Annotated in this window: 13 protein-coding genes; 7 read left to right on the plus strand and 6 right to left on the minus strand. The window is 64.4% G+C overall.

Annotated elements, in window-relative coordinates; all coding sequences use genetic code 11:
- Position 1: 1 nt before the first annotated feature.
- The 3 genes from CK230_RS13045 to CK230_RS13055 all read right to left on the minus strand — a co-directional run bounded on the left by CK230_RS13045 (position 2) and on the right by CK230_RS13055 (position 4127).
- Positions 2-1237, minus strand: coding sequence for a putative DNA modification/repair radical SAM protein (locus CK230_RS13045; protein WP_095817587.1), 1236 nt, complete (start codon positions 1235-1237; stop codon positions 2-4).
- Positions 1238-1326: 89 nt separating this feature from the next.
- A complete protein-coding gene (locus CK230_RS13050; RefSeq protein WP_095817859.1) occupies positions 1327-2733 on the minus strand; it encodes a glutamine synthetase family protein in 1407 nt (468 codons plus the stop codon).
- Between the two features lie 11 nt (positions 2734-2744).
- Positions 2745-4127 carry an aspartate aminotransferase family protein gene (locus CK230_RS13055; RefSeq protein ID WP_095817588.1) on the minus strand — a complete coding sequence of 461 codons (1383 nt, stop codon included), beginning with the start codon at positions 4125-4127 and terminating at the stop codon, positions 2745-2747.
- Positions 4128-4270: 143 nt separating this feature from the next.
- Between CK230_RS13055 and CK230_RS13060 the strand changes: the two genes are divergently transcribed.
- Complete coding sequence (locus CK230_RS13060; RefSeq protein WP_095817589.1) at positions 4271-4717, plus strand: hypothetical protein; 447 nt, start codon at positions 4271-4273, stop codon at positions 4715-4717.
- Position 4718: 1 nt separating this feature from the next.
- Here the strand turns inward: CK230_RS13060 and CK230_RS13065 are convergent, their stop codons facing one another.
- On the minus strand, positions 4719-5693 hold the full coding sequence (locus tag CK230_RS13065) for a WD40 repeat domain-containing protein (RefSeq protein ID WP_095817590.1): 975 nt from the start codon (positions 5691-5693) through the stop codon (positions 4719-4721).
- A 240-nt stretch (positions 5694-5933) separates the two neighbouring features.
- Positions 5934-6977 carry a GTP-binding protein gene (locus CK230_RS13075; RefSeq protein ID WP_095817591.1) on the minus strand — a complete coding sequence of 348 codons (1044 nt, stop codon included), beginning with the start codon at positions 6975-6977 and terminating at the stop codon, positions 5934-5936.
- 385 nt (positions 6978-7362) lie between these two features.
- On the opposite strand from CK230_RS13075, the gene CK230_RS13080 reads away from it, so the two are divergent.
- Positions 7363-7836 (plus strand): MarR family transcriptional regulator, encoded by a 474-nt coding sequence (locus CK230_RS13080; RefSeq protein ID WP_040988911.1) that lies wholly within the window; start codon positions 7363-7365, stop codon positions 7834-7836.
- A 70-nt stretch (positions 7837-7906) separates the two neighbouring features.
- Here CK230_RS13080 and CK230_RS13085 read toward each other — a convergent pair whose 3' ends face one another.
- Positions 7907-8767 (minus strand): AraC family transcriptional regulator, encoded by an 861-nt coding sequence (locus CK230_RS13085; protein ID WP_095817861.1) that lies wholly within the window; start codon positions 8765-8767, stop codon positions 7907-7909.
- Between the two features lie 45 nt (positions 8768-8812).
- Between CK230_RS13085 and CK230_RS13090 the strand changes: the two genes are divergently transcribed.
- The 5 genes from CK230_RS13090 (at position 8813) to CK230_RS13110 (ending at position 12907) form a co-directional block, all read left to right on the plus strand.
- Complete coding sequence (locus CK230_RS13090) at positions 8813-9220, plus strand: DUF2000 family protein (protein ID WP_095817860.1); 408 nt, start codon at positions 8813-8815, stop codon at positions 9218-9220.
- Positions 9221-9412: 192 nt separating this feature from the next.
- Entirely contained in the window at positions 9413-10297 is an 885-nt protein-coding gene (locus tag CK230_RS13095) for a DMT family transporter (protein WP_176480096.1), read from the plus strand.
- A gap of 65 nt (positions 10298-10362) precedes the next feature.
- Positions 10363-11385, plus strand: a complete 1023-nt coding sequence (locus tag CK230_RS13100; RefSeq protein WP_095817592.1) for a LacI family DNA-binding transcriptional regulator — start codon at positions 10363-10365, stop codon at positions 11383-11385.
- A complete protein-coding gene (locus tag CK230_RS13105) occupies positions 11382-12365 on the plus strand; it encodes a 2-hydroxyacid dehydrogenase (RefSeq protein ID WP_095817593.1) in 984 nt (327 codons plus the stop codon). Before CK230_RS13100 ends, CK230_RS13105 begins: the two co-directional genes overlap by 4 nt.
- 158 nt (positions 12366-12523) lie before the next feature.
- A complete protein-coding gene (locus tag CK230_RS13110; protein WP_095817594.1) occupies positions 12524-12907 on the plus strand; it encodes a hypothetical protein in 384 nt (127 codons plus the stop codon).
- Positions 12908-12910 lie beyond the last annotated feature (3 nt).

Below are 12910 nucleotides of genomic sequence, written 5' to 3' on the forward strand. Positions count from 1 at the left end.
GTCAGAACAATGAAAGCTGCTCGCAGGAGCGGGTGATCTCCTGGCGCAAACCGGCCTTGTCGGTCAGCGCGCCCGGCGACCAGCCTTCCGCGACGATGAAGGGCCGCACCTTTGCGACCGAATGGCAGAGTCGGCCGACATCCTCGAGCCGCAGCCGGCGGTGGCGGCGTGTCTCGATGATCTTGTCGATGACCCTGGTGCCGAGACCGGGAACGCGCAGCAGCGCTTCGCGCTCGGCGCGGTTGACGTCGACCGGGAACCGGCCGCGGTTGCGCAGCGCCCAGGCTAGCTTGGGGTCGATGGCCAAATCCAGCATCCCGTCATTGCTGCCGTCCAGGATCTCCGGCTGCGAGAAACCGTAGAAACGCATCAGCCAGTCCGCCTGGTAAAGCCGGTGCTCACGCATCAGCGGCGGCCTCTGCAGCGGCAGCGATGACGAGGAATCCGGGATCGGGCTGAAGGCCGAGTAGTAGACGCGTCTGAGGTGATAGCTGCCATAAAGCCGGGCGCTGGCGCGCAAAATGCCGTCATCGGACGTCTTGTCGGCGCCGACGATCATCTGCGTCGACTGGCCGCCCGGCGCGAAACGCTCGCGCCTGCGGCTCTGCATTGTCGGCTCGGCCTTCTCCTCGATCTTGCGGCGCAGCTTGGCCATCGAAAGCCGAATCGTTTCCGGTCTTTTTTCCGGCGCCAGTTTCTTCACGCCCTCGTCGGTCGGCAATTCGACATTGATCGACAGCCGATCGGCATAGAGGCCGGCCTTCTCGATCAGTTCGGCAGACGCTTCGGGGATGGTCTTGAGGTGTATGTAGCCGCCGAACCTTTCCTCGATTCTAAGCCTGCGCGCCACCTCGACCATCTCGCCCATCGTCTCGTCGGGCGAGCGGATGACGCCTGACGACAGGAACAGCCCCTCGATATAGTTGCGACGATAGAAATCCATGGTGAGCTTCACCACCTCCTCGACGCTGAAGCGGGCGCGCCGCACATTCGAGGACGAGCGGTTGATGCAATAGCTGCAGTCGTAGATGCAGAAATTGGTCAGCAGGATCTTCAGGAGCGAGATACAGCGCCCGTCCGGCGCGTAGGAATGGCAAATGCCGGAACCTTCGGTCGAGCCGATGCCGCCCGATCTCAGCGAGTCGCGTTTTGTCGATCCGGACGATGCGCAGGAAGCGTCGTATTTGGCGGCATCGGACAGGATCGCCAGTTTCTCGCGGACGGAAAGCACAGCCATTTGTTCATGATATGTTCCAGAAATCCAATTGGCTATAACTTTTGATTGCCGTCGGCAAAACGTGATCGCCGCGCGCGTGCCGGTCCGCCTCACACCTCGTGCAGATAGAGGTGATAGTCCAGCTCGCTGACCGTGCGCGCGACGCGCAGATATTCGGCCTGCTTGATCGCCACGAAGGTGCGGTGCAGGTCTGGGCCGAGCGCCGCTTTCAGGAAATCGGATCCCCTGGCCGCTTCGATCGCGGCGCGCCAGTCGGCCGGCATGGCCGACCTTTCGCTCGGCTGCTCGTAACCGTTCCCGGTGGTCTCTGGCCCCGGATTCAGCCCTTCGTCGAGCCCTTTGACGACGCCGGCCAGCACCGTCGCCGCCACCAGATAGGGGTTGGCGTCGACGCCCGACGGCCTGTGCTCGATGCGGCGGTTCCTGGCGTCGCCCGCCGGCACGCGCAGCGCCACCGAGCGGTTGTTGACGCCCCATGTCGGGGCCACGGGTGCGTAGGATTGTGAGACGAAGCGGCGCCAGGAATTGGCGTGCGGCGCAAACACCAGCATCGATTCCGCCATGGTGTGGATCAACCCGCCAAGCGCATTGAGCAGCTTCGGCGACCATTTCTCGCCGGTCGTCTCGGTGAAGACGTTGCGGCCGGCATCATCCTGCAGCGAGACGTGGAAATGCATGCCCGAACCCGCATAGGCCTCGATGGGTTTCGCCATGAAGCAGGCGGTGACGCCGTGCCGGCGCGCCTGCGCCCTCACCAGCCGCTTCAGCATGACGAGGTCGTCGGCCGCTCGCATCACGTCCTTGCGGTAGTTCAGCGTCAACTCGTACTGGCCGGGCGCATATTCGGAAATGATCGTTTCGGCCGGGATATTTTGCGCCTTGGCCGCGGCGTAGATGTCGGAAAACAGCGGCTCCATGCCATGCAGGTGATCGACCGAATAGACTTCCGTCTTGGCCGAGCGCCGCCCGTCGAGCACTGCGCGGGCAGGCTGCACCTTGCCGTCCGCGTCGCGTTCATTGGCAAGGAGAAAGAATTCCAGCTCGAAGGCGCCGGCCGGATGCAGGCCGCGCGCCGCCAGCAATTCCACCTGCCTTGCCAGCACCAGCCGCGGATCGGACGTCATCGGCTGGCCGTCGAGATGATGCATGGACATCAGCACCTGGCCACGCGCCGGGCTGGTGCCGTAGAGGGGCACCAGCGTACCCGGGATCGGCCATGCCCTGAGGTCGCCGTCGCCGGTGTCCCACACCAGCCCGGTTTCGTGGACGTCCTCGCCGGTGATATCGAGGCCGAGGATCGAGATCGGCAAATGCCTTCCGTTCTCGAAAATGCCCATCAGCTCATGCCGGCGCACGATCTTGCCGCGTCCGATGCCGTTGGCGTCGGTGAGCACGATGTCGAACGCTTCGATCTCGGGATGCGCGTCGAGAAAGGCTTTCGCCTCGGCGGGCGTCGAGCCGGAAGGCGATCTTGTTACGGCGTTCGGATTGTCCATGGCCGCTTTTCTCATGCCGTAAGCCTGGCCGCAACCGCGGCGAAGGCGGCGATCAGCCGGCTCACCTGCGCGGAAGTTGTCACTGGGGAGATCAGCATCATGTTGTGGAACGGCGCGATCAGCACGCCGCGATTGACCAGCGCGACATGGATGGCGGCTTCGAGCTCCGGCGCATGCGCCTTCTCGGCCTCGCCGCCATTGTGCAGCGGCCCAGGCGCGCAGATGAACTCGACGCGCGCGCCGACCCGCGCGACATGCCAAGGCAGCTTGTTTCGCTGGATGACGGCGGAGAGCCCCGCATCGAGCCGGCGTGCCAGCCGGTCCATATGCGCGTAAGCCTCCTCCGTCATGACCTCTTCCAGCGTCGCGCGCATCGCCGCGAATTGCAGCGGGTTGGCCGACAGTGTCGTGCCCATGCCGGAATAGCCGGGCTCCTTGGTCCGGTTGTAGGCGGCGTAGCGTGTGGCGACCTCCTCGCTCATCCCCCAGATGCTCGCCGGCACGCCGCCTGCCACCGGTTTGCCGAGCACGAACAGGTCCGGCTCCAGCCCGTGTTTACGCGTGTAGCCCCCCGGCCCCGTCGAAATGGTGTGGGTCTCGTCGATCAAAAGCAGTGTGCCGGCCGCCCGGGTCAGCCGCCGCAGCGCGTCGTGGAAGCCTGGATCCGGCAGCACCATGCAGGAATTGGTCAGCACCGGCTCGGTGATGACGCAAGCGACGTCACGATCCGCAAGCGCTGCTTCCAAGGCAGCGACATCGTTGAACTCGACGATCTTCGTTGCGCGCGTCAGGTCGCGGAATTCGCCGGCCAATCCGGGACGGTTCACCGGCTTGCCGTCGATCAGCCGCACCATCGTCTCGTCGACCGAGCCGTGATAGCAACCGTTGAAGACCAGGATCTTCTCGCGCCCCGTCACAGCGCGGGCGACGCGCAGCGCGAAGCGGTTGGCGTCGGTGGCGGTGGTGGCGATCTGCCAGTAGGGGAGGCCGAAGCGCTGTTGCAGGAGCGTGCCGATCACCAGCGCATCCTCGCTGGGCAGCATGTAGGTCAGGCCGCGCGCTGCCTGCCGGCGGATCGCGCGCGCAACCGCCGGCGGCGAATGGCCGAGCATCGAGCCGGTGTCGCCGAGGCAGAAATCGTCGAGCCTGTGGCCGTCGATATCGGTGATGGTGGCGCCCTTCGCGCCGTCGACCAGGATCGGGAAAGGTGTCGGCCAGTCGGTCATCCAATGCATCGGCACGCCGCCGAGGAAACCGGCAATGCCGTTGCCGAGCTTCGCCTCGGAGTTCGGTCGCGCCTTGCGAAAGGCGGCCGCTTCCGCTTCGCGCAATTCGGTGATGCGGGCGATGGCGATGCCGCCGATGGAATTCCTGGAACTGTCCGATGCCTGCATGAAAACCCCTGTGTTTCGCGCGGCACTCTGCCCATGGCTTGGCAAAACTGCAATTGGCCGCGCCGGGGCGGGCGTTGGCTCAGCGCTCTTGACCCGGCTCGGCTGTCGGGGCCTCATTGCGGGCAGGCATGGAGGAGGGGGAAATGCGGACAGTTCTTTGCGGGGCAGTGCTTCTTGCGTCAGTGAATGGCGGTTTCGCCTCCGGCGCGCTCTGGTGCTCGGTCGATGACCCCAAGGTAGCTTTCCAGCTCGACGCCGGCGTGACGCGGGGCCTGGGTGGGCCGACCTTCAATTTCCGCGGCGACTTGGAAATCAAGGACCGTCCCGCCGCCGACAGCCTGCGCAAAACAGTGTTCGAGGATCAGAACCTTACGCAATACTGGCTCGACGGCGAGGAGTTGCGGCTGCTCGTTTATCGCGAGCACGAAGCCAACGACACCTACCGCTCGGTGGAACTGACGATCCTGACCAAGGCCAAGGACGAAGGCACTTATGACGGGCGCTACACGCTCGCGGTCTATGACGGCACGGCCGGCGTGAGCAGCGATCCCGTCGAGTTCAAGGGTGATGTGTCCTGCGGCGCGGAATAGGTCAGGCGGTGATGTCAATCACGCCGCAGTCGCCGGCAGCACTTCCGAAGACGATGCGGCGCTCTTCCTTGTCCCACATCATCGAAGTGATGGCGCCCTTGCCGGGGCGGCGCAGCAGCACTTCCTTGGCATCGGCAAAGCGTGCCGCGATCACCATGCCGTCCTCATAGCCGATCGCCACCACGTCCTGGCTCGGATGGCAGGCAACGCATGTCACCATCGTGGTGCCGCGCGTGCCGAGCTCCAGCGGCGCCTTGCCCATCGGCCCATCCTTGGCTTGGAACGGCCAGACGATCGCCGCCGGCGCGCCTGAGCTCGCCAGCCATTTGCCCTTGACGCTCCAGGACAGGCTCTTCACCTTGCCGGGATAGCCGCTCATGCGCATGTGCTTGCCGTCGGCAAGCTTCCAGCCATGCAGCGCGTTCTCCTGCATGGTGGTGACGAGGAAAGCGCCGTCCGGTGAAAAGGTGATGCCGGTATGGGCGCCGGCCCATTCGAGTTCCACCGGCTTGCCTTCGGCCGCCGGAAAATGCAGCGTCGCGCCATTGTAGCGGGCGACGCCGAAACGCATGCCCTTGGGCGAGAAGGCAAGCCCCTCCACCGAGCGCGGATGAGCGAATTCCTTGATCTTGCCGTCGGCGAAACGCACGAAGGCGGTCTTGCCGGAGGCGTGGGCGATGGCGCCCTGCGGTCCGGCGGTGACGCTGGTCACCCATTTCCTCCCTGCGCTGGCGAGTTCGCTCACCTCGCCGCCGGCCTTCACGGCAAACACCTTGCCATCCTCGCCGCCGGTGATCAGCCGGTCGTTGGCCGCGTCATGAAAGGCGGCAAGCAGGCCGTCATTGGCCTGCACCGTCTTCTGCCCATTTTCCAGGCGGTGGATCACGCCGTCGGCCAAAGCGAAATGCGGCACGTCGTTGAGGAAGACGGCGGCGACGCAATGGCCTTCGAGATCGAGCGGGGCGACTGTGGGCATAGGGGCGGTCCATTCGGGCTTCTGTGCACGAAGCCGGTGCGACTAGGTGCGACCTTGCCTTCTCCCCTTGTGGGAGAAGGTGGATTGGCGCGCAGCGCCAAGACGGATGAGGGGTGTTGGACGGATCGCCGTCATCACCAAGCTCGAGCACCCCTCATCCGACCTCGCTTCGCGAGGCCACCTTCTCCCACAAGGGGAGAAGGGGAGAACGGGCAGCGCTAGCGCCTGAAAGTCAGGAAATCAAGCCGCCTGGCAGGCCTCAAAACTCTTGCGCAACCGCTCGGCGTCGAGATCGCGGCCGATGAAGACCAGCCGGCTCTCGTGCTTCTCGCCGTCCTTCCAGGCGCGCTGATGATCGCCCTCGAGGATCATGTGCACGCCCTGCAGCACGTAGCGGTCCTCGTCGCCCTTGAGCGCGATGATGCCTTTCAGCCGCAGGATGTTCGGCCCTTCCATCTGGGTCACTTTCTCGATCCAGGGGAAGAACTTCTTCGGGTCCATTTCGCCGCCGCGCAGCGATACCGACTTCACGGTTACGTCATGGATGTCGGAAGCATGGTGGTGATGATGATCATGCCCGTCATGGTCATGATGATGGTGGTCGTGATCATGGTCATGGTCGTGATCGTGCGCGTCGAGGAAATGTGGATCGCTTTCCAACGCGCGCGACAGATCGAAGGCGCCGCGGTCGAGCACTTCGTCGAGCGCCACGCCGGACCGCTGCGTGCGATGGATCTTTGCCGCCGGGTTGATGGCGCGGATCGTCGCCTCGACTTTTTCCAGCTCTTCCGGCGTGACGAGATCGGTCTTGTTCAGCACCACCACGTCGGCGAAGGCGATCTGGTCCTCGGCTTCCTTGGAATCCTTGAGGCGCAGCGGCAGGTGCTTGGCGTCGACCAGCGCTACCACCGCGTCGAGCTTGGTCTTGGTGCGCACGTCGTCGTCCATGAAGAAGGTCTGCGCCACCGGCACCGGGTCGGCGAGGCCGGTGGTCTCGACGACGATGGCGTCGAAACGGCCGGGCCGTTTCATCAGGCCCTCGACGACGCGGATAAGGTCGCCGCGCACCGTGCAGCACACGCAGCCATTGTTCATCTCGTAGATTTCCTCGTCGGATTCCACGATCAGGTCGTTGTCGATGCCGATCTCGCCGAACTCGTTGACGATGACGGCGTAGCGCTTGCCGTGGTTCTCCGACAGGATGCGGTTGAGCAGCGTCGTCTTGCCCGCGCCGAGATAGCCGGTGAGAACGGTTACGGGGATTTGCGTCTGTGCATCGCTCATGGGTTGCCTCGAAAATCTTGGCTAGAAAATCTGGATTGTCGGCCTCATATAGGATGGGTGTCGCGCTTTTGCACGCGCCAAACCGATGGGCCAGGCGGACCCTCTGACCGGGATGGCGGCGAGGAGGGATTGGCGGCTGTCGAGGCCGGCCAAACGAGGGAGTCACGGCAGTGCCAAATGGCCCTGACCCGCTTCCGCTATGAATCCTGACTGATCAAAAATCGTTTGTCATCTAACTGAAATAAACATCTGGCATCACCTGCGCGGGCACCGCAATCCTTGCCGGCAAAGCGTTCCGCAAGCCGGTTTCTTAGAGATCGTCATTTGCCAACCGTCGGGCAGCCTCTATGCTGGCCGCGCCGGTTCGGCCGAAGAGGGAATGGCCATGGCCAAGGCGGACAAGACAGCGACAATGAGCCGGCTGCATTCTGCGGCGAGGCTGGCGCGCACGGCGCTCGCCGCGCGGCTTCTGGCGCACGGCTTTTATGCCGGCCAGGACCAGATCATGCTGGCGTTAGATCGCGAGGACGGCCAGACCCCCGGCAATCTCGCCGGCCGGCTCGGTGTGCGTCCGCCGACCATCACCAAGACCATCAACCGGCTGCAGGCCCAGGGTTTCCTGGAAAAGCGCGCCTCCAACGCCGATGCCCGCCAGGCCCATATCTTCCTCACCGAGTCCGGCCGCGAAACCATCCGCGCCATCGAGAAGTCGGTCAAGAAGACCGAGAAGCAGGCGCTGAAGGGCCTCGACAAGAAGGACCAGAAGGCGCTGTTCAAACTGCTCGCCCGTATCGAGGCGAACCTGTCGAACGAAGACCTGGTCCTGATGGACGACGACGCGGAATTGGACGAAGCGTGACGAAAGCGCGACGCGCCTGAACGCCATCACCGGACGCCTCGCCCTTGAGCGACGACGCTCCGCATCGCGCTTACGCGCCGCGCACCAGCACCGCCCAACGTCCCGGCGTCAAGCCGAACGCCTTCTTGAAATGCCGGTTGAAATGGCTCTGATCGCTGAAGCCGGCGCCGGCGGCGATCTCCGCCAGCGGCTCGCCCTCGGCGATCATGCGCCGCGCCCTTTGCAGCCGGCGCATCAACAGGAAGCGGTGCGGGCTGGTCGAATAGGTCGCGCGAAAATGGCGCGACAGCGCGTAGCGATCGAGGCCGGTAACGGCTTCCAACTCATCGGAGCGCACCGGCCGCTCTGCATTTTCCTCCAGATAGTCGCGGGCAAGCGTGGCGGCGCGCCATGCGGTCCTGCCCGTTGACTTCGCCGGCTGTCCGGCGTGACGTCTCAGCTGTTGCGCCAGCTGCGCGACGAAATCCGCCACGAAAAGGTCGCCGAGCTCCTCGTCCAGCGGCGCCAGCGCCGACAGCAGCGTATCCCGCAGTGCCGGATCGTCGACCACCGCGTCAGGTACGAAAGGCAGCGCTTCGCCATCGAGGCAGTCGAGCAGCAGGGACGGCTCCAGGTAGAGGATCCGGTAGCGCAGTCCGTCTTCCGTGCCGGCACCGCCGTCATGCAATTCGTCCGGATGCAGCACGATCGCCTGGCCGGGCAGGCTGTGTTGCAGCGCGCCGCGATAATGAAAGCGTTGCACGCCCTGCAACGTTACGCCGATGGCATAGGTGTCGTGCCGGTGAAGCTCGAAGGCGTTGCCATGGAAACGCGCCTCGATGCGTTCGAGGCCCAGCCCGCCGGGCGCCGAAACGATGCGATCGCCATTGGCCCCGTCCGCGCACGAACGTTCAAGACCTTGCTTCGCTTCTGCGCCTAGAGCCTGCGCCATCGCCCTGTTCCGCCCGTCACGGGCCATCCCGGAGTCTCAATCTTGGTGTTCGATACGAAAATTGCAATTGTCCTGAGGGACGCTCTGCCTGTTTGGCAGAAGCTCAACGTCACCGCCTTCGTCACCAGCGGCATCGTCGCGCAGTTCCCCGAAATCATCGGCGAGCCCTATCGCGACCGCGCCGGCAACCTCTACAACCCGATGTCGATCCAGCCGGTCATCGTCCTGTCGGCCGACGCGGCAACACTCAGCACGATCCATCGCCGGTCATTGGAGCGCGGGGTAACGACATCCGCCTATGTCGAGGAGATGTTCTCGACCGGCCACGACGTCGCCAACCGCACCGTCTTCGCAGAATTCGCTCCGGACGACGCCAAGATCGTCGGCATCGCCCTGCGCGCCGAAAAGAAGCTGGTGGACAAGATCACCAAGGGCGCCCGCATGCATGACTGAACTGGTCGAGCCTCTCGGCTCCCGGCGGCACCGGACTAAGCCTGCACCGGACGCTTGTTGGGCCAGTCGCTTTTGGCTTGCCGGCCAACGGCGATTGCCGCAGAAGGGGACGTCTATCCTCCCTTCGGCCCGACCTTGAATATTCCCAAAAACAACGACGACAGCGCAACGCCGCCCGCGGCGATGCTTCTGATGCTTTGCGTCTATGTCTGCTTCACCTTTCTCGACACTTCGAGCAAATATCTGGTGCTGGCCGGCGTCTCGGCGCTGATCGTCGCCTGGGCTCGTTTCACCGTGCATGTCCTGCTGGTCGGGCTTTTCCTGCGCGGCTGGCGCGAGCCGGCACGCTTCCGCGCCAACAACCTGCCGGCGCATATCTTGCGCGGCTGCTTGCTGTTCGGCTCGACCATGTTCAACATCCTGGCGCTGAAGACGCTGCAGCTGGCCGAAACCACATCGATCTATTTCTTCGGCCCGATGGTCATAACCGCCCTTGCCGGCCCGCTGCTCGGCGAATGGGCCGGTTGGCGGCGCTGGCTCGCGATCCTCACCGGCTTCGTCGGCGTCCTGATCATCACCCGGCCGGGGGTCGGCGTGTTCGGCATCGGTCATCTCTTCGCGCTGGGCTCAATGCTGTCGAACAGTTTCTACGTCATCATGACGCGGCGCATGTCCTCGACCGAAACATCGGAGAGCCTGATATTGTTCTCGGCGCTGGCGCCGTCGTTGCTGCTGGCACCGATGCTTGCCTTCGCGCCGGCGCTGCCCCACGGCGGCTTTCAATGGTTCGTCGTCCTGATGCTGGGCGTCTTCGGCGCCGGCGGCCACTATCTGCTGGTCAAGGCCTATCGGCTGGCGACCACGACGCAGCTGGCGCCTTTCCCTTATTCGCAGATGGTGTGGATGATCATTTCCGGCTGGCTGATCTTCCACCAGTTCCCGGACCGATGGACGTTGCTGGGCGCCGCCATCATCGTTGCCAGCGGGCTCTACATCATCCACCGCGAGCACAGGCTTCGCGTGCGCAACTCCGCCTCGCTCGACACCGAGGCAGAGGCGCTGGCGAAAAAACTTTGATTTGCCCCCGATCGATGGCATAAGGCCGGTTTTAAACAGTTTAAAGACCCTGGGGAGCGAAGGGCCTGGCACAGAAGATCAAGCTTTCAACAATCGCGGATGCGCTCGGCGTGTCCACGGCAACGGTATCGCTGGCGCTGCGCGACAGCCCGCTGGTGGCCGGCGCCACGCGCGAGCGCATCAAGGAGCACGCGCGCGCCATCGGCTATATCTACAACCGCCGCGCCGCCTCGCTGCGCACCTCGCGCTCCGGCATCGTCGGCGTCGTCGTGCACGACATCATGAACCCGTTCTTCGCCGAGATACTGCGCTCGATCGAAAGCGAGCTCGACCGCAGCCGACAGACCTTCATCCTGTCCAACCACTATGACCAGTTGGAGAAGCAGCGCACCTTCATCGACACGCTGCTGCAGCTCGGCGCCGACGGCGTCATCATGTCGCCGGCGATCGGCACGCCGGCCGAGGACATCATCATGGCCGAGGAAAACGGCCTGCCGGCGGTGCTGATCGCGCGCACCGTCGCCGGCGCCGACGTGCCGGTGTTCCGCGGCGACGATGCCTATGGCACAGCACTTGCCACCAATCATTTGATCTCGCTCGGCCACAAGCGCATCGCCATGGTCGGCGGCACCGACCAAACCTCGACCGGTCGCGACCGTTACCAGGGCTATGTCAACGCCATGGAAGCGGCCGGGCTGGAAGTCAGGCCGTCCTGGCGCATTCCTGGCCCACGCACCAAGCAGGCCGGCTTCGAGGCCGCGGGGCAGTTCCTGGCGCTGAAAGACAAGCCGACCGCGGCCTGCTGCTGGAACGATTTGGTCGCGATCGGGCTGATGAACGGCATCGCGCGCGCCGGCCTCGTGCCGGGCGTCGATATCTCGGTCACCGGCTATGACGATCTCGAGGAGGCGGCGATCGCGACGCCGGCGCTGACCACGGTCTGGAATGGCCAGCGCGAGGTCGGCCGCCGCGCCGCAAGCGCCTTGCTCGACAAGCTGAACGGGCAGGCGGTGCGGCCCTCGCAAGAGCTGATCAAGCCGGAACTGCATGTGCGGCAGTCGACCGGCAAGCCGGTGGAGCGTGCATGACCAGTGCAGAAGCAAAATTGCCGGTCGCCATCCTGGTGCCGGGCGATTTCAACGACCATGCCGTCAGCCGCATCGACAAGGCGTTCAAGCTTGTGCGCATCGAACGCGCGGACCCTGGGCTGGTTACGGAAGAGATACGCGCCGCTGTGCGCGGCATCGCCTCCTACGCGGGCATCAACGCAGCGATGATCGACGCGCTGCCCAACCTTGAGATCATCGCCAGCTTCGGCGTCGGCTACGATTCGGTCGATGCCAATCACGCGGCGAAGCGCGGCATCATGGTCACCAACACGCCCGACGTCCTGACCGAGGAGGTCGCCGACACCGCCATCGGCCTTTTGATCAACACCGTGCGCGAGCTCTACGCCGCCGAGAAATGGCTGCGCGACGGCGACTGGGTGAAGAAGGGCAATTATCCCCTGAGCCGGCTTACCTTGCGCGGCCGCAGCGTCGGCATTTTCGGCATGGGCCGCATCGGCCGGGCCGTCGCCCGCCGCCTTGAAGCCTTCGGCCTGCCGATCGGTTACCACAATCGCCGCAAGGTCGAAGGCCTGCCCTACCAATATCATACCACTTTGAAAGGCCTTGCCGAGGCCGTCGACACGCTGATCTGCATTGCCCCGGGCGGCGCCGCCACGAAGAAAGCGATCAACGCCGAAATCTTGTCGGCGCTGGGTTCGAACGGCGTCTTCGTCAACATCGGCCGCGGCTCGGTGGTGGACGAGACAGCACTGGTCGCCGCCGTCGAGAGCGGCACTATTGCCGCTGCCGGGCTCGACGTCTTTGCCGACGAACCGAACGTGCCGCCGGCCCTGCTTGACGCTGCCAATGCCTCGCTTCTGCCGCATGTCGGCTCGGCGTCGGAGCACACCCGCCGCGCCATGGCCGATCTCTGCGTCGAAAATCTCGTTGCCTGGTTCACCGAGCGCCGGCCGCTGACGCCCGTGCCGGAGACCATCAACGTCAAGGCGCGCGGCTAGAGCAATTCCAGGGAAGGTCTGAAAGGGCTTCTAACCCCATGGGGCGTTCAACCGTTCCGGGCGCTTCGCCACATCTGTTAATGCTTTAGCAGCTCCATTAACTCCCGCTTAACGCTTTGAAATCATTTTCCATACTTGATCGAGTGTGGAGAAGCGGCGTGAAGCTGGTTGCCGGGTTGGTTGTGTCGGTTGCGTTGTTCGGGGGCGCGCATGTCCTGCATGGCGGCCAGGGTCCGAGCACGGCTGTCGAGAGGGTCTCCTCCAGCACCTATCGATTGACGGCCAATGGCGACGAAGCTGCTTGCGCCGTGCAGCGGGGCGCCGCCGTCTCGGACGGCCTGTCGCGGCTCAAGATCGCCCCGGATTGTCGCAAGCTGATGCCCGGCATTGAGCGGGCAAAATTCTGGCGCGAGCAGGCGGACGGCTCGGTAGCCTTCAGCGAGAACGGCATCGATCCGATCGTCACCTTCAGCGTTGCCGACGGCGACGGCTACGAATCCTACGAGCCGGTCGCGCCGTTGCTGGCTTTGAACAACAAATAACGA

The organism is Mesorhizobium sp. WSM3859 (assembly GCF_002295065.1).
Taxonomy (GTDB): Bacteria; Pseudomonadota; Alphaproteobacteria; order Rhizobiales; family Rhizobiaceae; genus Mesorhizobium.

What these genes read in the sequence shown, in the direction of transcription:
- CK230_RS13045 (WP_095817587.1), bottom strand. Translation starts at nt 1,237, where the DNA reads ATGGCTGTGCTTTCCGTCCGCGAGAAACTGGCGATCCTGTCCGATGCC.
- CK230_RS13050 (WP_095817859.1), bottom strand. Translation starts at nt 2,733, where the DNA reads ATGGACAATCCGAACGCCGTAACAAGATCGCCTTCCGGCTCGACGCCC.
- CK230_RS13055 (WP_095817588.1), bottom strand. Translation starts at nt 4,127, where the DNA reads ATGCAGGCATCGGACAGTTCCAGGAATTCCATCGGCGGCATCGCCATC.
- CK230_RS13060 (WP_095817589.1), top strand. Translation starts at nt 4,271, where the DNA reads ATGCGGACAGTTCTTTGCGGGGCAGTGCTTCTTGCGTCAGTGAATGGC.
- CK230_RS13065 (WP_095817590.1), bottom strand. Translation starts at nt 5,693, where the DNA reads ATGCCCACAGTCGCCCCGCTCGATCTCGAAGGCCATTGCGTCGCCGCC.
- CK230_RS13075 (WP_095817591.1), bottom strand. Translation starts at nt 6,977, where the DNA reads ATGAGCGATGCACAGACGCAAATCCCCGTAACCGTTCTCACCGGCTAT.
- CK230_RS13080 (WP_040988911.1), top strand. Translation starts at nt 7,363, where the DNA reads ATGGCCAAGGCGGACAAGACAGCGACAATGAGCCGGCTGCATTCTGCG.
- CK230_RS13085 (WP_095817861.1), bottom strand. Translation starts at nt 8,767, where the DNA reads ATGGCGCAGGCTCTAGGCGCAGAAGCGAAGCAAGGTCTTGAACGTTCG.
- CK230_RS13095 (WP_176480096.1), top strand. Translation starts at nt 9,413, where the DNA reads ATGCTTTGCGTCTATGTCTGCTTCACCTTTCTCGACACTTCGAGCAAA.
- CK230_RS13105 (WP_095817593.1), top strand. Translation starts at nt 11,382, where the DNA reads ATGACCAGTGCAGAAGCAAAATTGCCGGTCGCCATCCTGGTGCCGGGC.